Source organism: Actinoplanes sp. KI2 (genome assembly GCF_025630775.1).
Taxonomy (GTDB): Bacteria; Actinomycetota; Actinomycetes; order Mycobacteriales; family Micromonosporaceae; genus Actinoplanes.
Genome location: NZ_JAOSZE010000022.1, coordinates 34,624 through 55,530, shown reverse-complemented (window position 1 = coordinate 55,530; position 20,907 = coordinate 34,624). Strand labels below are relative to the sequence as shown.

Annotated in this window: 22 protein-coding genes and 1 pseudogene; 11 read left to right on the top strand and 12 right to left on the bottom strand. The window is 70.9% G+C overall.

Annotated elements, in window-relative coordinates; all coding sequences use genetic code 11:
• Positions 1-128 precede the first annotated feature (128 nt).
• Genes ODJ79_RS23450 through ODJ79_RS23440 form a run of 3 tightly spaced genes read left to right on the top strand, consistent with a single transcriptional unit; the run spans position 129 to position 2,458 of the window.
• A complete protein-coding gene (locus ODJ79_RS23450) occupies positions 129-983 on the top strand; it encodes a hypothetical protein (RefSeq protein ID WP_263025702.1) in 855 nt (284 codons plus the stop codon).
• A 25-nt stretch (positions 984-1,008) separates the two neighbouring features.
• Complete coding sequence (locus ODJ79_RS23445) at positions 1,009-1,875, top strand: biotin--[acetyl-CoA-carboxylase] ligase (protein WP_263025701.1); 867 nt, start codon at positions 1,009-1,011, stop codon at positions 1,873-1,875.
• 4 nt (positions 1,876-1,879) lie between these two features.
• Positions 1,880-2,458, top strand: coding sequence for a PH domain-containing protein (locus ODJ79_RS23440; RefSeq protein ID WP_263025700.1), 579 nt, complete (start codon positions 1,880-1,882; stop codon positions 2,456-2,458).
• Here the strand turns inward: ODJ79_RS23440 and ODJ79_RS23435 are convergent.
• From ODJ79_RS23435 to ODJ79_RS23425, 3 genes are read right to left on the bottom strand one after another with little or no spacing between them, the layout of a single operon-like run.
• A complete protein-coding gene (locus ODJ79_RS23435; RefSeq protein WP_263025699.1) occupies positions 2,424-3,002 on the bottom strand; it encodes a GtrA family protein in 579 nt (192 codons plus the stop codon). The genes ODJ79_RS23440 and ODJ79_RS23435 overlap by 35 nt on opposite strands.
• A gap of 29 nt (positions 3,003-3,031) precedes the next feature.
• Positions 3,032-3,580: a GtrA family protein gene (locus ODJ79_RS23430; protein WP_263025698.1), complete on the bottom strand. Its 549-nt coding sequence runs from the start codon at positions 3,578-3,580 to the stop codon at positions 3,032-3,034.
• Positions 3,581-3,631: 51 nt separating this feature from the next.
• Positions 3,632-4,396, bottom strand: a complete 765-nt coding sequence (locus ODJ79_RS23425; protein ID WP_263025697.1) for a sigma-70 family RNA polymerase sigma factor — start codon at positions 4,394-4,396, stop codon at positions 3,632-3,634.
• A gap of 297 nt (positions 4,397-4,693) precedes the next feature.
• On the opposite strand from ODJ79_RS23425, the gene ODJ79_RS23420 reads away from it, so the two are divergent.
• Both ODJ79_RS23420 and ODJ79_RS23415 read left to right on the top strand, forming a co-directional pair.
• Positions 4,694-6,499, top strand: coding sequence for a phosphoenolpyruvate carboxykinase (GTP) (locus ODJ79_RS23420; RefSeq protein ID WP_263025696.1), 1,806 nt, complete (start codon positions 4,694-4,696; stop codon positions 6,497-6,499).
• Between the two features lie 194 nt (positions 6,500-6,693).
• Positions 6,694-7,464, top strand: a complete 771-nt coding sequence (locus tag ODJ79_RS23415) for an isoprenyl transferase (RefSeq protein WP_263025695.1) — start codon at positions 6,694-6,696, stop codon at positions 7,462-7,464.
• Positions 7,465-7,706: 242 nt separating this feature from the next.
• Here ODJ79_RS23415 and otsB read toward each other — a convergent pair whose 3' ends face one another.
• Positions 7,707-8,513, bottom strand: coding sequence for a trehalose-phosphatase (gene otsB / locus ODJ79_RS23410; RefSeq protein ID WP_263025694.1), 807 nt, complete (start codon positions 8,511-8,513; stop codon positions 7,707-7,709).
• A 255-nt stretch (positions 8,514-8,768) separates the two neighbouring features.
• Between otsB and ODJ79_RS23405 the strand changes: the two genes are divergently transcribed.
• The 4 genes from ODJ79_RS23405 (at position 8,769) to ODJ79_RS23390 (ending at position 12,727) form a co-directional block, all read left to right on the top strand.
• Complete coding sequence (locus ODJ79_RS23405) at positions 8,769-10,160, top strand: PhoH family protein (RefSeq protein ID WP_263025693.1); 1,392 nt, start codon at positions 8,769-8,771, stop codon at positions 10,158-10,160.
• Between the two features lie 282 nt (positions 10,161-10,442).
• Positions 10,443-11,144 (top strand): lytic transglycosylase domain-containing protein, encoded by a 702-nt coding sequence (locus tag ODJ79_RS23400; protein ID WP_263025692.1) that lies wholly within the window; start codon positions 10,443-10,445, stop codon positions 11,142-11,144.
• A gap of 195 nt (positions 11,145-11,339) precedes the next feature.
• Positions 11,340-12,029, top strand: a complete 690-nt coding sequence (locus ODJ79_RS23395) for a S1 family peptidase (RefSeq protein WP_263025691.1) — start codon at positions 11,340-11,342, stop codon at positions 12,027-12,029.
• A 38-nt stretch (positions 12,030-12,067) separates the two neighbouring features.
• On the top strand, positions 12,068-12,727 hold the full coding sequence (locus tag ODJ79_RS23390; protein WP_411267364.1) for a rhomboid family intramembrane serine protease: 660 nt from the start codon (positions 12,068-12,070) through the stop codon (positions 12,725-12,727).
• On the opposite strand, the gene ODJ79_RS23385 is transcribed toward ODJ79_RS23390, so the two are convergent.
• From ODJ79_RS23385 to glpX, 3 genes are all read right to left on the bottom strand, one after another.
• A complete protein-coding gene (locus ODJ79_RS23385; protein ID WP_263025689.1) occupies positions 12,724-13,134 on the bottom strand; it encodes a MarR family winged helix-turn-helix transcriptional regulator in 411 nt (136 codons plus the stop codon). The two genes, ODJ79_RS23390 and ODJ79_RS23385, sit on opposite strands and share 4 nt — an antisense overlap.
• Positions 13,104-13,973, bottom strand: coding sequence for an LLM class flavin-dependent oxidoreductase (locus ODJ79_RS23380; protein ID WP_263025688.1), 870 nt, complete (start codon positions 13,971-13,973; stop codon positions 13,104-13,106). The genes ODJ79_RS23385 and ODJ79_RS23380 overlap by 31 nt, the downstream gene beginning before the upstream one ends.
• Before the next feature lie 76 nt (positions 13,974-14,049).
• Positions 14,050-15,087: a class II fructose-bisphosphatase gene (glpX, locus tag ODJ79_RS23375; protein ID WP_263025687.1), complete on the bottom strand. Its 1,038-nt coding sequence runs from the start codon at positions 15,085-15,087 to the stop codon at positions 14,050-14,052.
• Positions 15,088-15,188: 101 nt separating this feature from the next.
• Between glpX and ODJ79_RS23370 the strand changes: the two genes are divergently transcribed.
• On the top strand, positions 15,189-15,767 hold the full coding sequence (locus ODJ79_RS23370; RefSeq protein ID WP_263025686.1) for a DUF4245 domain-containing protein: 579 nt from the start codon (positions 15,189-15,191) through the stop codon (positions 15,765-15,767).
• An 88-nt stretch (positions 15,768-15,855) separates the two neighbouring features.
• Here the strand turns inward: ODJ79_RS23370 and ODJ79_RS23365 are convergent, their stop codons facing one another.
• From ODJ79_RS23365 to ODJ79_RS23350, 4 genes and pseudogenes are all read right to left on the bottom strand, one after another.
• The gene (locus tag ODJ79_RS23365; protein ID WP_263025685.1) at positions 15,856-16,065 is read right to left on the bottom strand and encodes an exodeoxyribonuclease VII small subunit; all 210 of its coding nucleotides are present in this window, start codon (positions 16,063-16,065) and stop codon (positions 15,856-15,858) included.
• 200 nt (positions 16,066-16,265) lie between these two features.
• Positions 16,266-17,492: pseudogene (gene xseA, locus ODJ79_RS23360) on the bottom strand (exodeoxyribonuclease VII large subunit); the annotation flags it as partial.
• A 9-nt stretch (positions 17,493-17,501) separates the two neighbouring features.
• On the bottom strand, positions 17,502-18,050 hold the full coding sequence (locus tag ODJ79_RS23355; protein WP_263025684.1) for a hypothetical protein: 549 nt from the start codon (positions 18,048-18,050) through the stop codon (positions 17,502-17,504).
• Positions 18,051-18,078: 28 nt separating this feature from the next.
• Positions 18,079-18,606, bottom strand: a complete 528-nt coding sequence (locus ODJ79_RS23350; protein WP_263025683.1) for a hypothetical protein — start codon at positions 18,604-18,606, stop codon at positions 18,079-18,081.
• Positions 18,607-18,743: 137 nt separating this feature from the next.
• On the opposite strand from ODJ79_RS23350, the gene ODJ79_RS23345 reads away from it, so the two are divergent.
• Positions 18,744-19,751, top strand: coding sequence for a 4-hydroxy-3-methylbut-2-enyl diphosphate reductase (locus tag ODJ79_RS23345; RefSeq protein ID WP_263025682.1), 1,008 nt, complete (start codon positions 18,744-18,746; stop codon positions 19,749-19,751).
• On the opposite strand, the gene ODJ79_RS23340 is transcribed toward ODJ79_RS23345, so the two are convergent.
• The gene (locus ODJ79_RS23340; protein ID WP_263025681.1) at positions 19,748-20,884 is read right to left on the bottom strand and encodes a DNA recombination protein RmuC; all 1,137 of its coding nucleotides are present in this window, start codon (positions 20,882-20,884) and stop codon (positions 19,748-19,750) included. The genes ODJ79_RS23345 and ODJ79_RS23340 overlap by 4 nt on opposite strands.
• Between the last annotated feature and the right edge of the window lie 23 nt (positions 20,885-20,907).

Genomic DNA, 20,907 nt, shown 5'->3' with positions numbered 1-20,907 from the left:
AGTCCTGCTGCGTCGTCACGTCGTCCTCCGCCGTTGGGAACAAGCCTCGTCGTGATCGTAATGCGGCCCCGGATCGAGCGTCGCTACGGGTGCGTTTCGCACCCAATGCCCTATTCGTTACTCCGGTCGTGACGAACTGGATGACCGGGGCCGGGCTCGCCCTCATCGCCGGTGGCCTCGCGACATTGCTCAGCTTCCGCTCGATCCTGTTCGGCACCCAGGAGCGCGGCGCCCGGCGGCGGCCGGCGCGCGGGACCGAAGACCTGGTCCGGGCCGAACGCGGCCAGATCGGCGACGGTGAGCGTGATCGGCGCGCTGGGCTGGGCGAGGCGGCCGGGAGCGCCCGGCCGGGGCGGCCGCGAGAACCGGTCGCCGCGCCCTCGGTGCCCACGGCGTCCGATGAGGATGATCAGGGCGGTCTGGCGTCGATCGGCTTCTCCGACGACGAGGACCCGGCGATGCCGGTCGAGGCGGACGGCGGGGACGTCGCGGAGAACGACGAGCCCGCTCCGCCGCCACTCCCGTCCCCGGCCTCGCCCCCGCCGGATCGCTACGGCGACCGCATCGAGGGCTGGGTGCGGCCCCGGTACCAGGACCCGCCCGACGAGCCCCGCCCCGGCGAGTACTGGACCCCGATCCCGGTCGACCTGGCCGGCGACGCCGAGCCGTCGGCCAAGGGGTACGGCTGGCCCCGCCCGGTCGAGCGTCTCCCCGCCGTCCCCGACTACGAGCCGGCCACCGGTTTCGACCTGATCCCGATCTCCGAGCCGACCGGCCTACTGCCCACCTGGCCGCCCGCCGACGACCGCACGGGCCTGATCGACCTGCCCCGCTCGTGGTCCGGCCGGAACGAGAAGCGCCTGGCGAAGCCCGAGCCCCGGCGCCCACGGCCGCGCCCGCGTCCCGACCCGGAGCAGCCGAGCGACCCGAGCACCGTCTACGTGAGCAGGCACGCGGCAGACCCGTCGCCCCGGCGGGACTAGAAACCAGGGCGACTAGGCTCGGGGAATGCCGTCCTCGCCGTACGACGACCTGGATCGCCCGCCGCTGTCCCCGCGCAGCGTCGACCGGGCGCTGGTGACCCCGGGCGGGTTCTGGACCAGGGTGGACCTACGCGCCGAGACCGCCTCGACCAACGCCGACGCGGCCGCGGCGGCCCTGCGCGGCGAGCCGGAGGGCCTGGTCGTGGTCGCCGAGCAGCAGACCGCCGGGCGCGGTCGCCGCGATCGGCAGTGGACGTCGCCGGCGCGGGCCGGACTGACGCTGAGTGTGCTGCTGCGTCCGGGCGTGGCCGACGACGAGCGGGGCTGGCCGGCGGTGCCAACCGGCGCGTACGGCTGGCTGCCGCTTTTGACCGGGGTTGCCCTGCTCGAGGCGGTGCGCCAGGTCGCCGCGGTGGAGGCCGCTCTGAAGTGGCCGAACGACCTGCTCGTCGGCCCGGCCGACGGGCCCGGCAAAGCGGCCGGCATCCTCGCCGAGGTGGCCGGCGACGCCGTGGTGGTCGGCATCGGGCTGAACGTGACCACCCGCGCCGAGGAGCTGCCGGAGACGACCGGGCTGCCGGCCACCTCGCTGTTGCTGGCCGGTGCCGGCGCGACCGACCGGGAGCCGCTGCTGCGCGCCGTGTTGCGGGGCGTCGCCGACTGGTACACCGGGTGGCGCGAGGCGGGCGGCGACGCGGAGATGTCCGGCCTGCTCGGCGCGTACCGGCGGGGCTGCGCCACGATCGGCCGCCCGGTGCGCGCGCTGCTGCCCGGCGGCGGCGAGGCCACCGGCGAGGCGACATCGGTCGACGCCGACGGGCAATTGGTGATCCGTACGGCTGACGGCGCCGACCTTCGCGTCTCGGCGGGTGACGTGCTGCACGTACGCTGACCGCGTGGCTTTCCCGGACGAGGTACTCACCGACGAGGAGGAGGTCGTCCTCCACCTGCACCCGCACTGGCGGACGGCGATCCGCCCGGCCCTGGTCACGGTGCTGGCGGTGGCCACGACGGCCTTCGCGTGGGTCATGCTCCCGCAGAACACCGGCGGCTTCCTGGCGTTCGGCGTGGTCGTCGCGATCATGGGTTACTACGGCATCAGGTACGGCGCGGGTCCGCTCGTGGCCTGGCGGTGCACCCATTACGTGCTGACCGACGAACGGCTCCTGCTGCAGGACGGGGTGATCGCCCGCGAGCGCCGGGACCTGCCGCTGAACCGGATCAACGACCACCTGCTGGCCCAGTCCCTGCTGGACCGGCTCTTCGGCTCGGGCACGCTGACCGTCGACTCGATCGGCGACCAGGCCGCGGTGCTGACCGCCGTCCCGCACGCGCACCAGCTGCAGAGCGCTCTCTACGAGCTGATCGAGCGCCTGCCCGAGGACGACGAGGAAGAAGAAGAGGAAGACGACGAGCCCGAGGTGCCGCCGCAGCGCGGGCTCAGCGCGTGGCGTCGAGCTGGGCCCCGCCGGTGAGCTGGGCCTCCGCATTGAGCTCGGCCTCCGCGCTGAGCTCGGCCTCCGCGCTGAGCTCGGCCAGGCCGGCCACCGCGTCCAGGTCGGCCAGGTCGGCCTCGTGCCCGTCCACCGGCGGCTTCAGGAAGACGAACGTGCGGTACGCCCAGAAGCGGAACACCGTGGCGATCACGATGCCGATCACGGTGAACCCCATGAACGCCAGCTCGTCGTGCTCCTCGGTGAGCCCGAAGCCGTACTTGCCGAGCGCCACCATCCCCGACTGGATCACCATGCCGACCAGGTTGAACCCGAAGAACAGCGTGTACTCGCGGCGCAGCGCCGTACGCGTGTGGTGCCGGTAGGTCCAGTAGCGGTTCGCGAAGTACGCCAGCGTGGTGGTCACGATGGTCGCGATGACGCTCGCCTTGACCGCGCCGATCGGCAGGGCTGCCCACGTGATTGCCATGTAGAGCAGCGTGTTGCCGGCGCCGATGACACCGAACGCGATCGCCTCGGGGGCGAGATGGCGCAGGCGTTCCGTCAGCGTACTGGCTGAAGGCATGGGGTCAACCTAACGAAGTGAGGGGATGGTCACGCGGAGTCACCGATGGGCGAGGTCTCCGCAACGGTAGCCGCGTGACGCTCGGGGCGCCGCCCCGCAGTGCCCTGATCGGATTCTTCTGTGGCGCGGAACACGAACCGCTTGTACGACCAGAAGCGGAACAGCGTGCCGAAGGCGGTGCCGATGAGCAGGCCGGAGATGTTGTCGGCGAGCGGGGTCTGCAGCGCCGGCCAGATCTGCCCGAGTCCGTAGTGGCTGATCGCCAGGCAGGCCAGGCCGATGCCCAGGCCGATGGCGTTCAGCACGAAGAACATCGTGTACTGCCGAGCCATGTTGGTGTGCGAGCGGTGCCGCCAGGTCCAGAACCGGTTGCCCACGAAGGCGACCGTCGTTGCGATCACGGTGGAGATGGTCTTGGCGAACAGCGTCTCGAGGCCGAGCTGCAGCAGGACATTGAAAACCGTCAAGTCGACGGCGAACGAGACCGCGCCGACCGTGCCGAACTTGCCTACCTCGCGGATCAGAGCCTGAAGCTTGGCCCGCACGCGTGACGGCGGCGTGGGCGAGGTGTCGGGCACGACCCGAGAGTACCGGCGGCTGTCACGGTGCGCACTTTTCGTTGGCGAGTCTTAACCGGCGCGACGGGCGTGGTGTCGTTGTCGATACGATCGGTGACGAAGACCGTCGATTTCGCGGATTTCGGCGAACCGCCCCCGGCATTCGCCGCACCAGCCCAGGTGGGCGTGCATCCGGCCGGCGTCGCGGGGTGCGAGCCGGCCGCGCAGGTGACCGCCGAGCCGGTCGCCGGCCCAGCGGCACTCCGGGTGTTCGGCCACCGCGAGGTGCTGTTGCAGATAAAGACTGCGGAGCCCCTCCCGCGCGCGGTGGGCGAGCACGGCCACCGCGTTCGGCGTCATGCCGAGCATCCCGGCGACCTCGGCCGGGGAGTTGCCCTCGACCGCGGTCTGCCAGAGCACGTCCCGCCAGCGCTCGGGCAGTTGCCGGAAGGCGGCCGCGGCGTACGCCCGCTCGAGCCCCTCCAGCGCCGGGTCGGTGAACGGCTGGCCCTCGTCGTACCGGGTGAGGTCGTCGGTGAACTCGAGCCGCCGGTCGCGCCGCGTGCGGTGGTAGCAGACGTGCCGCATGGTCGTGTTCAGGTAGGCGCGGAAGGCGACCAGGGGACCCCGCCCGGCGCGCAGCGACGCGAACACCTTGGCGAACGTCTCGGCAACAAGGTCCTCGGCGTCGGCCGGGTCGTGCGCGAGCCCGTACGCGAGTTGGCGGGCCGCTCCGCGATGCCGCTCGTACAACGTGCCGTACGCGGCGGTGTCGCCGGAGCGGACCGCGGCCAGCAAGTCGCTGTCCGAGTCGGGTCCTTCTGCCGGGATCGTCATTCCTGCCCCCTGTTGGACGGGGAAGATCAGATAACAGCAGTTTAGGACTTTTAGTCCGTTTTTTGGAAGCGCCCGGACGAGCAGGTGGCGGGGCGTCGTACGGCCGATGTTGCGCAGAACTGCACTTACCGACGAAGAATCGATCGTCTGCAAGCAAAGCTTCCGATGATTGTGCGGTTATCCACAGGAACAACCGATGAACAGCACGTCGAATCGCCTTACGCTCATGTGACTCCCATGACCTAGCCGGGCGCCCGGCCTGGCGGTCATTGGTCAGTGCCGACCGAAGGAGATCGCATGCAACAACCCCCGACCTCCCATCCCCGTCTCCTGGCGTGGGTGGCCGAGGTGGCAGCCCTGACCACGCCCGACCGGATCGTCTGGTGCGACGGATCGGAGGCGGAGTGGACCGGCATCACCGATGCGCTGGTCGACTCCGGCGCCCTGGTCCGGCTCGACCAGGCCAAGAAGCCCAACTCGTTCTGGGCCCGCACCGACCCGGGTGACGTGGCCCGAGTCGAGGAGCGCACGTTCATCTGCTCGGTCGACGAGGCCGATGCCGGACCCACCAACAACTGGATGGCGCCGGCCGAGATGAAAACGATCATGACGGAGCTGTATCGGGGGTGCATGCGCGGCCGGACGATGTACGTCGTCCCGTTCTGCATGGGCCCGCTCGACGCGCCGCAGCCGATGTTCGGCGTGGAGCTCACCGACAGCCCGTACGTCGTCGCCAGCATGCGCATCATGACCCGGATGGGTGCCGGTGTCCTCGAGGCGATGGGCGACGATGCGGACTTCGTGCCGGCGCTGCACTCGGTCGGTGCCCCGCTCGAGCCCGGCCGGCCGGATGTCGCCTGGCCGTGCAACGAGACGAAGTACATCTCGCACTTCCCGGAGACCCGGGAGATCTGGTCGTACGGCTCCGGATACGGCGGCAACTCGCTGCTCGGCAAGAAGTGCTACGCGCTGCGCATCGCCAGCGTGGCCGCCCGGGACGAGGGCTGGCTCGCCGAGCACATGCTGATCATGAAGCTGACGTCGCCCGAGGGGCAGGTCCGGTACATCGCCGGTGCGTTCCCGTCGGCCTGCGGCAAGACCAACCTCGCCATGCTCGAGCCGACCCTGCCCGGCTGGAAGGTGGAGACGGTCGGCGACGACATCGCCTGGATGCGCTTCGGCGAGGACGGCCGCCTCTGGGCCACCAACCCGGAGTTCGGCCTGTTCGGCGTCGCGCCCGGCACCGACTTCCACACCAACCCGAACGCGATGCGCACGCTCGCCCAGGGCAACTCGGTCTTCACCAACGTGGCGCTCACCGACGACGGGGACATCTGGTGGGAGGGCATGGGCCAGCCGCCCGCGCACCTCACCGACTGGAAGAACCACGACTGGACGCCGGACTCGGCCGCGCCGTCCAGCCACCCGAACAGCCGGTTCTGCACCCCGATCGAGCAGTGCCCGATTCTCGCCGACGAGTACCACGACCCGCGCGGCGTACCGATCGACGCGATCCTCTTCGGCGGCCGCCGCAAGACCACGGTCCCGCTGGTCACCGAGGCGCGCGACTGGGTGCACGGGGTCTACCTGGGCGCCACGCTGTCCAGCGAGACCACGGCGGCGGCGGTCGGCCAGGTGGGCGTGGTACGCCGCGACCCGATGGCGATGCTGCCGTTCATCGGCTACCACGCCGGCGACTACTTCCAGCACTGGATCGACATGGCCAAGGGCGCGTCCGGCGACGCCGCCAAGCTGCCCAAGGTCTTCTACGTCAACTGGTTCCGCCGCGGCGACGACGGCCGGTTCCTGTGGCCGGGCTTCGGCGAGAACAGCCGGGTGCTCAAGTGGATCGTCGAGCGCCTCGACGGCAAGGGCGATGCGGTGGAGACCGCGATCGGCCACGTGCCCACCGCGACCGCGCTGGACCTCACCGGCCTCGACCTGTCCGAGGACGACCTGACCGCCGTCCTCAAGGTCGATCGGGACGAGTGGCTGGCCGAGATCCCTCAGGTCACCGAGTGGTTCGCCAAGTTCGGTGACAAGCTGCCCGCCGTCCTCTGGGCCGAGCTCGACGCCCTCCGTGCTCGGCTGGCGGACGCCTGACCCTTCTTTCTCCATCGCCTCGCTTCTTCTCCATCGCCTCGCTCCGCTTCGGCTTCCTGCCGGGGCGGAGCGAGGCGGCTTTGTGCGGCGTCTTTGCCCGTACGCGTCGAGCACGCGTTCTCGCCCACCGTGACAAACGTTATTAACCGCCCGGACGAGGCCGCCGGCTGGTATGGGGGCTAGGGTTTGGGGCGATGAGTGTGCGGTCCCTGGTCTATTCCTTCTACGAGCGTCGGCTGGCCGGAAGGCTGGTCGGCAAGCCCGTCCCCCAGCATGTCGGCGTCATGTGCGACGGCAATCGGCGCTGGGCCAAGGAGATGGGGTTCGTCGACCCCAACGACGGTCACCGGGTGGGCGCCGCCCGGGTCAAGGAGTTGCTCACCTGGTGCGACCAGGCCGGCATCCGGCACGTCACGCTGTACCTGCTGGCCACCGACAACCTGCGCCGCCCGTCCGCCGAGCTCGACCCGTTGCTGAGGATCATCGAGGACCTCGCGACCGAGCTGGCCGAGGACGGCAACCCCTGGCGGCTGCGCATGGTCGGCGCGCTCGACGTGCTGCCCGCCTCGACCGCGGCCGCGCTGAAGGCCGCGCAGGAGAAGACCCGCGACCGCACGGTCGGCGTCGAGGTCAACATGGCGGTCGGCTACGGTGGCCGGCGCGAGATCGCCGACGCGGTCCGCTCCCTCATGCAACAGCACGCGGCGGCCGGCGGCACGCTGGAGGAGCTCGCCGAGATCCTCGACGTCGAGCACATCGCCGAGCACCTCTACACCCGCGGCCAGCCCGACCCCGACCTGATCATCCGGACCAGTGGCGAGCAGCGGCTCTCCGGCTTCCTGCTCTGGCAGTCGGCTCAGTCCGAGTTCTACTTCCACGACGCCAACTGGCCCGACTTCCGGCGCATCGACTTCCTGCGCGCGCTGCGTTCCTATGCGAGCCGCCAGCGCCGCTTCGGCGCATGACCCGCCGCGGCGCCTGACGACGCGGCGCCTGACGACGCGGCGCCTGACGACGCGGCGCCTCACGACGCGGCGCCTCACGACGCGGCGGTGAGCGGCGGCAGACGGGCGACCAACCGCCTGGGCCGGCCGGCCCGGGTTGCAGCTCCGCCCGGACGCTCGCGGCAAAGGGCCGGGACGGCAGCCAGGTCGCGGTGATCGGCGGGGGCTTGGCTCAGCCTCGTACGGTAAAGGGAATTTGACTTTTAGAAGCGGCGCAATCCGTCGGTGAGGAATGCCGCCACCGCGTCGGGCGAATCCAAGGTCAGGTCGGCGGCGCTGGAGACCTCGGCGCCGGTCTCCGGGTTGGCCACCGCGACCGCGACGCCGAAGAAGTCGGGGTCGACGGCCTCGCGGGCGCGCAGCGCGTCGAACGCCTTGATGTCGGACATGTCGTCGCCGAAATACCAGGCGCAGTGTGCGTTCCGGACGCCCTCGGTGATGACCATGCCCTTGTCCTGGTCGACCGGCGGCTTCAGCTCGATCACCATGCGGCCGCCCTGGACCCGCAGGCCGAGACGCTCGGCCTGCTCGTGGCCCCAGCGCTCGACCTCGCCGGCCAGCTGCGGCGCCGTGCGGTAGTGCAGGGCGACCGAGAGCCGCTTGTATTCGACCAGGATCTGCGGGGGCAGCTCGGCCCGGGCCCGCTCGGCGAGGTCGGACATGGGGGGTATCCACGGCAGCGCGGCCGGCTCGGTGACCACGTCGCCCTCGTGCCACACCTCGAGGCCGTAGAGCCCGTACAGGTCGACGCGCTCGAGCGACTCGAAGCGTGACCGCAGGAAGCTCACCGGGCGGGCCGAGACGATCGCCACCCGGCGCACGGCGGACGCCAGGCGCTCGAGCACGCCGGGCACGGCGGCGACCGGCTGGGACGCGTCGGGGTCGTCGGTGACCGGGGAAAGGACACCGTCGAAGTCGAAGAAGAAGGTGGTCTCCGCCGCCCGCGCGACCGTGACGGCCCAGGCCTCGGCGATGCTCGGCGGATGGTTCGGACGCTGAGTCTCTGCCACGACGTCAGATTACCTGCCGGAAGTCCGGTTGGCGGCCTGAGAAATTGCCCTGAGCCGGGTTTTGCGTACTACCGCGTAAGCCTGTTGACCGCTAGCGTTCTAGGCATGACACGGGGTCATCCCGAGTCAGCCGGACGGCCCGGACCTGCGACAAGTGCGCCACGGGGCCCCGCAATCCGACCCCGTGCAACAGCCGGCCGCCGGAGGTTGCGGACCGCGGGCGTCGACGGGTTGCACGCCCGCTGGAGCAGGCCTGTGACACCACGCCGATCTGACGCCGAGGGCACCCCCTCCAACACCCGCGCTGCAACGCGACGCACACCCCGCGATCGCCACGCTGACGCCGAACCGGCCCCGACGGGCCGTGTTTTTGTGTTGGACACCTCGGTCCTGCTGTCCGACCCGGCGGCATTCCGCCGGTTCACCGATCACGAGGTGGTCATCCCGCTCGTGGTCATCACGGAGTTGGAGGGCAAGCGTCACCACCCGGAGCTGGGCTGGTTCGCGCGGCAGGCGCTGCGCATGCTGGACGAGCTGCGTATCAAGTTCGGCCGGCTCGATCAGCCTGTGCTCTGCAACGACGAGGGCGGCACCCTTCGGGTGGAGCTCAACCACGCCGACCAGAGTGTGCTACCGCACGGGTTCCGCAACGACTCGAACGACACCCGCATCCTGTCCGTGGCGCTCGGCCTGGCCGCCGAAGGCGGGGACGTCACGCTGGTCAGCAAGGACATGCCGCTGCGGGTCAAGGCGGCGTCGGTCGGTCTGACCGCCGACGAGTACCGCCACGGCCAGGCCAGCGACCCGACGTGGACCGGCATGGCCGACCTCAAGCTCGCCGAGGAGCAGGTCTCGGCGCTCTACGGCGGCGCGGAGCTGGAGCTGGAGGAGGCCGAGCACCTGCCCTGCCACACCGGCCTGGTGATCCACTCGTCGAAGGGCTCGGCCCTCGGCCGGGTCAACCCCGACAAGACGGTGCGCCTGGTCCGCGGCGACCGCGAGGCGTTCGGCCTGCGGGGCCGCTCCGCCGAGCAGCGCGTCGCGCTCGACCTGCTGCTGGACGAGTCGATCGGCATCGTCTCGCTGGGCGGCCGGGCCGGCACCGGCAAGTCGGCGCTCGCGCTCTGCGCCGGTCTCGAGGCGACCATGGAGCGCGGCCGCCACAAGAAGGTGATCGTCTTCCGCCCGCTCTACGCGGTCGGCGGCCAGGAGCTGGGCTACCTTCCCGGCACCGAGTCGGAGAAGATGTCGCCCTGGGCGCAGGCGGTCTTCGACACCCTCGGCGCGGTGGTGCACGCGAACGTCATGGAGGAGGTCATGGCCCGCGGCATGCTCGAGGTGCTGCCGCTGACCCACATCCGCGGCCGCAGCCTGCACGACGCATTCGTGATCGTCGACGAGGCGCAGTCCCTGGAACGCAACGTGTTGCTCACCGTCCTCTCCCGTATCGGGCAGGGGTCGCGGGTGGTGCTCACCCACGACGTCGCCCAGCGGGACAACCTGCGGGTGGGCCGGCACGACGGCGTGACGGCGGTCATCGAGGCGCTGAAGGGGCATCCGATCTTCGCCCACGTGACCTTGACACGGTCCGAGCGGTCGCCGATCGCTGAGGTGGTCACCGATCTGCTGGAGGACATCCCGCTATGAGGTGACCCTCGAATGGGCGAACTATCGACCGGTTTGCGCTGAAAATTTATGTGAGCAACATCACATCACTGCGTACGCATTTCACATCCACTTCACCTTGCGCAATGGTGTTCGGCGAGCGCCATCGCGTGGTCATCTTCGTCGGAGATCGACGTCGGGCCACCGCCTTGATCGACTGAGACCGAGGCGTCGGCCCGAGTGGTCGCGGTGCTCGCGGCACGGCCAACCGCCTTCCGGGCGGCCGGGCGTGCCGCGTCCCTGCCCCCGACGAAGGGATACTTCGTGAGTCGGCCTTGGAGCCGGGTCGGAGTACGTTCCGCGTCGGTCGGTCTGCTTGTTGCGGGCCTGATCGGCGGCGTGTACCTCGGCAAGGACCGGGTGGTCCCGGCACCACAGCAGCATTCCGAAGCTTCGAACGTCGTCCAGGTGGATGTCGACGACATGCAGCTGCTCAAGCAGCGGCAAGCCGAGCACGCCGCGGCCCGCGCCTACCAGCGCGAGGCGGAGGGCGACGCCGCGGCGAAGGCCGCCACCGAGGCGAAGGCCGCGGCCGACAAGGCGCATGCGCTCGAGGCCAAGGCCATCGCGGCGAAGAAGGCCGCCGCGGCGAAGAAGGCCGCGGACAGCGGCAGCGGCGGACCGGTCGCCTACAACGGCCCGATCCCGGGCTCCTGCAACGACTTCAGCGGCAGCCGGCAGACCGGGTGCGCGCTGATGCTCGCGGCCGGTTTCAAGATCGACCAGTTCCCCTGCCTCGACAAGCTCTTCGCCCGCGAGAGTGGCTGGAACTACAAGGCCACCAACAACAGCTCCGGGGCGTACGGGATCCCGCAGGCGCTGCCCGGCAGCAAGATGGCGAAGTTCGGTGACGACTGGAAGACCAACCCCGCCACGCAGATCAAGTGGGGTCTGGACTACATCGAGAACCGCTACAACTCGCCGTGTGGGGCGTGGTCGCACTCGCAGAACACGGGCTGGTACTAGGGGCCTGCCCTAGCTCATCGGCGCGATTTAGACAAATTTGACAAAACGGGCTGCGTGGCATACGCCGCGCGGCCCGTTTTGCTGTGCTCAAATGTATGTATGGTCCGAAACGCCGCGCTCGTCCTCATTAGTGCCATCGCGGGCGTAGCGGCCGTCACCGATCTGCCGGCCCACGCGGGTTCCGCGTCGAGACCGGTGGCCGAGGTCGTCGGCGGGGCCGTCGCGACGTCCGGCAAGTTCCCGTGGGTGGTGCGGCTCTCGATGGGCTGCGGTGGCGCCCTGACCGCGCCCCGGGTGGTGCTCACCGCAGGGCACTGTGTCGGCCGTACCGGACCGACCACCGGCATCAAGGTCATCGCCGGCGCGGTCGACCTCAAGTCCCGCGGCGCGATCGTCGCCCACTCGGTCACCGTGTTCCGGGCGCCCGGCTTCCGGGACGAGACCCGCGGCGACGACTGGGCGCTGGTCCAGCTCGACCGCGTGCTCGACCTGCCCACCCTGCCGCTGGTCGAGGGCACCGTGGAGGAGGGTGAGTTCGTGGTGATGGGGTGGGGGCAGACCCGCGAGGGCTCGATGAGGCAGGAGCGGAAGCTGCATTACGCGACCGTCCCGTCCGTTCCCGACGACACCTGCGCCGCCGAGTACAAGAAGGCCGGCGTGAAGCTGGTCGCGTCCGATTCGATCTGCGCCGGCAAGAGCGGCGTCGACACCTGCCAGGGCGACTCCGGCGGCCCGATGGTCGGCCGGAACGCGACCGGCGAGTGGGTCCAGGTCGGCATCGTGAGCTGGGGGCTCGGCTGCGCCCGGGACGGCTATCCGGGCGTCTACTCGCAAATCTCCACCTTCCGCGACGACATTCGCGAGGCCACCCGCAGGCTCGGCTGATCTGGCAGGCGTTGCCGCGGCCTGGGACCATGGGAACCATGAGTTACGACGGTGCGGACGCTCAGTCAGATGCGACAAAGTTCGGCACCCCGGCGTTCTACGCCTCCCTCGGGCGGGCCTTCGTGACGATGTGCGCGGTCATCCCGTTCCTGTTCCTCATCGAGGTCATCGACCGGGGTATCGGGCACGGCCGGCTCGACGCGGCCGGCGGCATCATCCCCCACCACCTGTACGGGCTCGACGGCGTGCTGTTCAGCCCGTTTCTGCACGCCGGGTGGGACCACCTGTACGGCAACGCCGTCCCGCTGATCCTGGTCGGCACGTTCGCGCTGGCCGGCGGTGGGCGGCGATTCATCTGGTCGACGCTCGTGATCATGCTGGTCAGCGGGCTGGGCGTGTGGCTGATCGGTGACCCGAGAACCGTGGTGGTCGGTGCCAGCGGAGTGATCTTCGGCTATCTCGGGCTGTTGCTGACCCGCGGGCTCGTCGAGCGCAGCTGGTGGAACCTCGCGGTGGCCGCGTTCATCGGGCTGCTGTACTGGTACCAGCTCTACAACATCCTGCCGACCGACCAGCCGATCTCCTGGCAGGGGCACCTGCTCGGGCTGCTCGGCGGCGTCATCGCGGCGATCCTGTTCCGCCGGAAGAAGCTCAAGCCGCAGCCGGCGCTCTACGCGCCCACGCTCACCGACGGCTAAGACTCGGCGTTGGCCAGCAGCCGGCGTAGCAGCCGCTTGAGGTCGTCGGCCTCGCTCTCGGTCAGCAGACCGCGCTCGATCTCCTGGTAGCGGCGGTTGCCCTCGGCCAGGGTCTTCTCGCCCTCCGGGGTCAGGTGGACCAGGTTGCGGCGCCGGTCGGCCGGGTCCGATCGGCGCTCGACCATGCCCTTGCGCTCCAGGGTGTCCACCAGGTCGACCATCGTCGTACGGTCGACGCTCAGCCTGGTCGCGGCCTGTTGCTGGGCCAGCGGCTCGGCGGCACCCAGCACGGACAGCACGGCCAGCTCGCGACCGTTGATGTTCAGCGGCTCCAGCGCGGCCGCGGTGTGCGCGGCCAGCGCCGACTGAGCGTGTTTCAGGAGGTACCCGAGGCGGTCTTGAAGCACTCTCGCATCCTTGGCAGCAGGGTTCCGGTGGCGGCCACGCGGGCGAGGCCGCCGCCGCGAGGCATCAGGACCAGATCGGTGAAGCCCGCGCGGGCGAACGCCTCGACGGCTTCGAGGATCTCATCATCGCTCTCCGGCAGCGGGAACTGGACGCCGCGGCGGAGCGTACCCGGATCGCGGCCCGCTTTCTCGCAGTGTTGATCCAGCAACCCGATCAGCCGGGTCAGGTCGCCGGGCGTGGTGTCGAAGGTCGCGGTCAGCCAACCGGTGGCCCGCTCGGCGACAACCCGGAGGCCTCGCCGTTCGCCGTTGCTGGCCAGCCACAACGGCATCGGGTGCTGGACCGGCTTGGGGTCGGCGGGTACGTCGGTGAGCCGGTAGTGCTTTCCGGCGAAGGTCGTCAGGGGCCGCGTCCAGAGGTGGCGGACGATCTGGGCCGACTCGTCCAGGCGCTCCACCCGCTCGCGGCCGGACAGCTCGGCCAGCCCGATCGCGGGGTCGACGCCCGGATCGCCGCCGGCGCCCAGGCCGAGGTCGAGCCGGCCGCCGCTGATGTGGTCGACGGTGGTGGCCATCTTGGCCAGTAATGCCGGGTGCCGATAGAGGTTGCTGGACACGAGGGTGCCGACGCGTACCCGGGATGTCGCCTCGGCCATCGCGGCCAGGACGGTCCAGGCCTCGAAGATGTCGCCGTCGCGGTCCCGGCCCATGGGTCGCAGGTGGTCGAAGACCCAGCAACTGTCGAAGCCCGCGGCGTCGACCAGGCGCCAGAGCTCGCGGTACTCGCCGATGGTGAAGTGCTGTGGGGAGGCCTTCCAGCCGATCGTCAGTTCCGTCATGTTCGTCAGCCTAACCGATCGTCAGTAGAGCTGACTATCAGCCCAAAGGAAAGGCGGGCCGCGGCCCGCCTTCCCGTCAGATGACCGGCTCTCCCATGGGGACGGTCGGCAGGTGCCCGTCGAAGTCGACCGCCGAGTAGAGGGCCAGCTTCTCCAGGCGGTGGTAGGAGTCGATCACCCGGATCGTGCCGCTCTTGGACCGCATCACGATCGACTGGGTGTGCGCGCCGCCGGCCCGGTACCGGACGCCCTTCAGCAGGTCACCCGAGGTGACGCCGGTGGCCACGAAGAAGCAGTTGTCGCCGGTGACCAGGTCGTCGGTGGTCAGCACGCGGTCCAGGTCATGGCCGCCGGCCACCGCCTTCTCCCGCTCGGCGTCATCCCGCGGCCACAGCTTGGCCTGGATCATGCCGCCCAGGCACTTCAGCGCGCAGGCCGCGGTGATGCCCTCCGGGGTGCCGCCGATACCCATCAGCACGTCCACGTCCGACTCCATCCGGGCGGCCGAGATGGCGCCCGCGATGTCGCCGTCCGAGATGAACTTGATGTTGGCGCCGGCCTGGCGTACCTCCTCGACCAACCGGCCATGGCGCGGGCGGTCGAGGATGCAGACCGTCACGTCGGAGACCGACGAGCGCTTCGCCTTGGCGATCCGGCGCAGGTTCTCGGCGGTCGGGGCGTTGATGTCGATGACGTCGGCGCAGTCGGGGCCGACCGCGATCTTCTCCATGTAGAAGACCGCGCTCGGGTCGAACATCGCGCCACGCTCGGCCACCGCCAGAACGCTCACCGAGCCCGGCATGCCCTTGCTCATCAGCGTCGTGCCGTCGATCGGGTCGACCGCCACGTCCACCTCGGGGCCGGTGCCGTCGCCCACTAGCTCGCCGTTGAAGAGCATCGGGGCTTCGTCCTTCTCGCCCTCACCGATCACCACGGTGCCGCGCATCTGGATCGAGTTGATCAGCTTGCGCATGGCGTCGACGGCGGCTCCGTCACCACCGTTCTTGTCGCCGCGTCCTACCCAGCGACCGGCCGCCATGGCGGCGGCCTCGGTCACGCGGACCAGGTCGAGAGCGATGTTGCGGTCGAGATCCTGCGGAACCCGGGCAGGCATAAGGGCGCCTCCTCGCGACGTTGCGGGGCTGGTAATCCACCGATCCTCACATGTCCGGACGCGCAAAGTCCCGCATCAGCGACATGGTTAACAATGGGTGCGTGGAACCAGCACCCAGCACCGAGACCAACGAGAGCCGGCCCGCCGAGGAGGCTCCGGCCCGGCTCGGCCGAGGGCAGGAGCGGTCCGCCCGGGACATGACGCTGTCGCTGGCGGTGCTGCTGGTGCCGATCGCACTATTGCTGATCTTCTATCGGGTGGTGCTGAGCGGCGACGCGCCGGTGACCGTCGATGCAACGCCGGCCATCCAGGAGGCGCAGCAGGCGGCCGCGTTCCCGGTGGCAGTGCCGCGCGGGCTGGGCGACGACTGGCACACGGCGAGCGCGACCTTCCAGCGGCAGAGCGACGGGGCGACGCTGCGGATCGGCTACGTCGACCCGGGCAAGGACCCGGTGCAACTGGTGGAGAGCAGCGTCCCGCCGGCCACGCTCCTCCCCGGTGAGCTGGGCAGCGGCGGCAAGGCGCTCGACGTCTTCCGCACGCCGGCCGGGGTGTGGCGGGTCTACGACGGGCGACAGGGGGAGAAGGCGCTGGTCCTGGCCGAGCCGACCCGGACGATCGTGGTGGTGGGCAAGGCCGAGCTGTCGCAGCTGGAAGCCCTCGCGTCGACGCTGAGCTAGCCGCCGCCGGCGCTCGGCGCGCGCGTGAGTTAGTCGGGGGGTTCGGGTGCGGGGCTGTGCTGCCGCCGGATTCGGGCGGGCGGCTGAGCTAGTTGTCGGACTCAGCGCGGGCGGCTCGGGCGGCGTCGATGCGCTCCCGGGCCCCGTCGAGCCAGCGCTGGCAGATGTCGGCCAGTTTCTCGCCGCGCTCCCACAGCGCGAGCGACTCCTCCAGCGAGCTGCCACCCTGCTCCAGGCGCTCCACCACGGTGGCGAGCTCGGTGCGGGCCTGCTCGTAGGACAGGGTGTCGTCGGTCATGCGCTCTCCTCTGCCGATGGGTCGATGTCGGTTCGGTCGGCTCCCGCCGCGGCCGTCCCGGTCGCCTTGGTCTCGGTGCCCTTGGCCCTGGTGTCCTTGGCCCTGGTCGCCTTGGCCCTGGTCGCTTTGGTCGCGGGCGCCTTGGTCCCGGTCGTTTCGGTCGCGGTCGCCTCGGTCGCGGTCGCCTCGGTCGCGGGCGTCTCGGTCACCGTCGCTCGCAGCTCGCCCTCGGCTAGGCGCACGCGGAGCGGGTCGTCGGCCCGCACCTCGCCCGCCGCCCGGACCACGTGGCCGTCGGCGCGCTGGACGATCGCGTAACCCCGCTGCAGGGTCGCCGCCGGGGACAGCGCGCGCAGCCGGGCCAGGGTGTGCCGCAGGTCGTCGTCGGCGCGGCGCAGCCGGTGCTCGAGGCTGCGGACCGCCCGCTCGCGCAGCCCGGTCACCTCGGCGGCGCGCTGGTCGACCAGCAGCTCGGGGCGGGCCAGCGAGGGCCGGGACCGCCAGGAGGCGAGCCGATGCTCCTCGCGCTCGACCAGGGTCAGCACCGACCGCTCGATGCGGCGCCGGGCGATGTCGATGAGCTGCCGCTCCTCGGCCAGGTCGGGCACGATCCGCTTGGCCGCGTCGGTGGGGGTGGAGGCGCGCAGGTCGGCGACGTAGTCGAGCAGCGGCGCGTCGGTCTCGTGCCCGATCGCGCTGACCACCGGGGTGCGCGCCCCGAAGACCGCCCGGCACAGCGCCTCGTCGGAGAACGGCAGCAGGTCTTCCACGCTGCCGCCGCCGCGGGCGATCACGATCACGTCGATCGTGTCGTCGTTGTCCAGCACCTTGAGCGCGTCGATGATCTGGGGCACCGCCGTGGGGCCCTGAACCGGCACGTTGATCACCCGGAAGTCGACGGCGGGCCAGCGACGACGGGTATTCATCAGCACGTCGCGCTCGGCGGCGCTGGCCCGGCCGGTGATCAGGCCGATCCGCTGCGGGAGGAAGGGCAGCCGGCGCTTACGGTCGCGGGCGAACAGCCCCTCGGCGGCGAGGTGCTTTTTCAGCCGCTCCAGCCGGGCGAGCAGCTCGCCCAGGCCGACCTGGCGGATCTCGTCGGCGCGCAGGCTGAGCGTGCCGCGAGCGGGGTAGAACTCGGGCTTGGCGTGCAGCGTGACCCGGGCACCCTCGGCCAGCTCGGGGGCGCCGGCGTCGAGCACGTCGCGGTGGGCGGTGACGGTGAGGCTGAGGTCGGCCGAGGGGTCGCGCAGGGTCAGGAACACCACGGACGAGCCGGGGCGGCGGCTGATCTGGGCGACCTGGCCGTCGACCCAGACCCAGCCGAGCTTGGCGATCCATGCGCCGACCTTTTGACTGACGACGCGGACCGGCCAGGGCTCGTCGGCGGTGCTCTTGGGCGTCGCGGTCGGCTCGGGCTCACTCACCGGGCCAGATTACGGAAGACCACCGACATTCTCGTCGTCCGCCACCTCGGCCCGCTGCTCGGCGTGGCCGGCGGGCCGGGCGGCCGGCTGCTCGACGCTCGCGCCGGGCGCCGGGGCCGGCCACAGGCGCGTCAGCACGACCAGCGGAATCAGGCCGACCAGGGCCCAGAAGAGCAGATCGGCGAAGGCCCGCCACGGGTCGAAATGACCGGAGGCGACGAACGCGAGCGGGAATCCGTGCGGATGGGCATATCCCGAGAGGTGACAGCACACCGCGCGGGAGGCGCGTGGCACGGCGGACAGCATCAGGCCGAGCGCGGTCACCCCGCCGCCGACCACGTACGCGATCGGCCGCGGGCGCCGGACCATCGGCCGGAACGCGAGCAGCGCCAGGCCGCCGAGCAGCAGCACCGCGTGGTAGGTCAGATAGCGCGCGCCGCCGAAGCCCATCAGCAGGCCGAGCGCTCCGAGCGCCGTGCAGCACCAGCCGATCATCAGCCGGGCCATGATCAGAAACGAGGCCAGCGGGCCGTGGCCCTCCGGCTCGGCGTCGCTCATGCGACCGAGTATCGTCGCAAAAGCACCGCTACCGGCGGCTTTCCCCCGCTTTGCGGCGGATGAGCACGGCGATCACTACCAAGATCATTCCCGTGTACGCCCAGAACAAGAGGTTCGTGGCGAGCGAAATGAGGTCGACCGTCCAGTTGGCGGAGTGCGCGAGCCGCTCGGCCGTGTCCACGTCGTCGGCGATCGCTCCCCGCTGCGCCCAGGTGACCGGGAAGCCGCGGTCGGCGATGTACGCATACATCCCGCTGACGCGCTCCGTCCCACGGGCCAGGCCGGCGGCCGTCCCGGCGATCGCCACCATGACCATCACGAGCGTGGTCACCAGCCGGGGCAGCCGGATTCGGTGCGGCATGAGCAGCACCAGCCCGGCCACCGCGAAGACCGTGCCCACCGTGAGGTCGCCCGCCGCGCTCGTGCCGTGCACCGTCAACAGGATCCAGGTGAAGCCGCAGACCAGGGATAATGCGCCGAGCAGCCAGCGCGCCGTCCGACCCGCGGCGGCCCACCGCGAGGGCGCCTTCTCATCGATCATCGTCTCGTCCGCCACCGGACGAGTATGCCGCAGTCCTGCGGCCCCGCGGTCGGCCCGGATGGGCCCGGGTTCTCCGCGTCGCCCGCGGGACCAGGCGTGTGGCACATCTCGCAGACCGGCGGCGGCCGGAGGTCGGCACGTACCATGGCCGGGTGAGCGAACCTCGTAAGCGTGTTTTGCTGGCCAAGCCGCGCGGCTATTGTGCCGGCGTCGACCGGGCGGTGCAGACCGTCGAGGAGGCGCTGAAGCTGTACGGCGCCCCGGTCTACGTACGCAAGCAGATCGTGCACAACAAGCACGTGGTGAGCACCCTCGAGGCCCGCGGCGCGATCTTCGTGGAGGAGAACGAGGAGGTCCCCGAGGGGTCGATCGTCGTCTTCTCGGCGCACGGCGTCGCGCCCGAGGTGCACGAGCAGGCCCGCGCGCGCAACCTGCGGGCGATCGACGCCACCTGCCCGCTGGTCACCAAGGTGCACCACGAGGCGAAACGCTTCGCGAACGAGGACTACGACATCCTGCTCATCGGTCACGAGGGCCACGAGGAGGTCATCGGTACGGCCGGCGAGGCCCCGGCGCACATCCAGCTGGTCGACGGGCCGGACGCGGTGGACAAGGTCGTGGTGCGCGACCCGGCCAAGGTCGTCTGGCTGTCCCAGACCACCCTCTCGGTCGACGAGACCATGGAGACGGTGTCCCGCCTCAAGACCCGGCTGCCGCTGCTGCAGTCGCCGCCCAGCGACGACATCTGCTACGCCACGCAGAACCGCCAGCACGTGGTCAAGGAGATCGCCCCCGACTGCGACGTGGTGATCGTCGTCGGCTCGAAGAACTCGTCGAATTCGGTACGCCTGGTCGAGGTGGCGGTCGACGCCGGCGCCGGCGCGGGCTACCTGGTCGACTACGCCTCCGAGATCCAGGACGAGTGGCTCTCCGAGGCCACCACCGTCGGGGTCTCCTCGGGCGCGAGCGTGCCGGAGGACCTGGTCATGGAGGTGCTCGCCCACCTCGCGTCGCGTGGCTTCGGCGAGGTCACCGAGTACACCACCGCCGAGGAGCGGCTGACCTTCTCGCTGCCGCAGGAGCTGCGCCGCGACATGAAGAAGGCTGAGCTGGCCGGCTCCGCTTCGCTCCGCGGGCAGTCGCCCGGCGACGATCGCTAGCTCAGTTCCGGCGCCTGAGGCTGGCGGGGCGCGACCTCGACCTGCGGTGGCGCCGGCATCTCCTCGCGGGAGACGCCCATCTCGGCCAGCTTGCGGGCGCTGACCAGCACCCGCGACTCCAGCGAACCCACCGCCTTGTTGTACGCGGTGACCGCCCCGCCCAGGGCCGTGCCGAGCTTGCCCACGTGGTCGCCGAGGGTGGCCAGCCGGGCGTACAGCTCGCGGGCCAGGCCGTGCACCTCCAGCGCGTTGCGGGCCAGCTCCTCCTGCCGCCACGAATACGCCACCGTGCGCAGCATCGCCACCAGCGTCGCCGGGGTGGCCAGCACCACGTTGCGCCGGAACGCGTGCTCCATCAGGGTCGGGTCGTGCCGCAGCGCCGCGTCGAGGAACGGGTCGGCCGGCACGAACAGCACCACGAAGTCGGGGGCCGGCTCGAAGACGGCCCAATACTCCTTCGCCGAGAGCGCGTCGACGTGCCCGCGCAGGTGGCGGGCGTGCTGGTCGAGGCAGGCTTCCCGGGTGCGCTCGTCGCGGGCCTCGGCGGCGGCCAGGTAGCCCTCCAGCGGCGCCTTCGCGTCGACCACCACGCTGCGGCCGCCGTGCAGGCGGACCACCAGGTCGGGCCGGACCACGCCGCCCTCGCCGTCGGCGGCGGTGACCTGCTCGGCGAAGTCGCAGTGCTCCAGCAGGCCGGCCGCCTCGACCACCCGGCGCAGCTGATGCTCGCCCCAGCGGCCGCGCACCTGCGGCGCCCGCAACGCCGCCACCAGCTGTTTCGTCTCGGTGCGCAGCTCGCCGGAGACGGCGCCCATCTGCCGCACCTGCTCGCGAAGCTCGGCATACGCATCCACCCGCTCGCGCTCGAGCTGGGCCACCCGCTGCTCGTAGCGGCGCAGCGTGTCGTGCAGCGGGGCGACCGCCAGGGCCACCGCCTCCTGCGACTGGGCCGCCGACTCGTACGACAGGGCGCGCATCGACTGCTCGAGCCGCTCCTCGCCGTCGCGGTGGGCCTGCACGGTGGCCTCGAGCCGGGCGATGTCGGCCGCCGCCCGCAACCGGGCCGCCAGCCACCCGAGGGCGACGCCCGCCGCCAGACAGAGGAGCACCACGGCCAGCGTCGAGACGGTCACAACGGGCAGATTGCCAGATCGGT

Coding starts and splice junctions, on each gene's coding strand:
- ODJ79_RS23445 (WP_263025701.1), top strand. CDS start 1,009: ATGCCGTCCTCGCCGTACGACGACCTGGATCGCCCGCCGCTGTCCCCG.
- ODJ79_RS23435 (WP_263025699.1), bottom strand. CDS start 3,002: ATGCCTTCAGCCAGTACGCTGACGGAACGCCTGCGCCATCTCGCCCCC.
- ODJ79_RS23425 (WP_263025697.1), bottom strand. CDS start 4,396: ATGACGATCCCGGCAGAAGGACCCGACTCGGACAGCGACTTGCTGGCC.
- ODJ79_RS23420 (WP_263025696.1), top strand. CDS start 4,694: ATGCAACAACCCCCGACCTCCCATCCCCGTCTCCTGGCGTGGGTGGCC.
- ODJ79_RS23415 (WP_263025695.1), top strand. CDS start 6,694: ATGAGTGTGCGGTCCCTGGTCTATTCCTTCTACGAGCGTCGGCTGGCC.
- ODJ79_RS23390 (WP_411267364.1), top strand. CDS start 12,068: ATGAGTTACGACGGTGCGGACGCTCAGTCAGATGCGACAAAGTTCGGC.
- ODJ79_RS23380 (WP_263025688.1), bottom strand. CDS start 13,973: ATGACGGAACTGACGATCGGCTGGAAGGCCTCCCCACAGCACTTCACC.
- glpX (WP_263025687.1), bottom strand. CDS start 15,087: ATGCCTGCCCGGGTTCCGCAGGATCTCGACCGCAACATCGCTCTCGAC.
- ODJ79_RS23365 (WP_263025685.1), bottom strand. CDS start 16,065: ATGACCGACGACACCCTGTCCTACGAGCAGGCCCGCACCGAGCTCGCC.
- ODJ79_RS23355 (WP_263025684.1), bottom strand. CDS start 18,050: ATGAGCGACGCCGAGCCGGAGGGCCACGGCCCGCTGGCCTCGTTTCTG.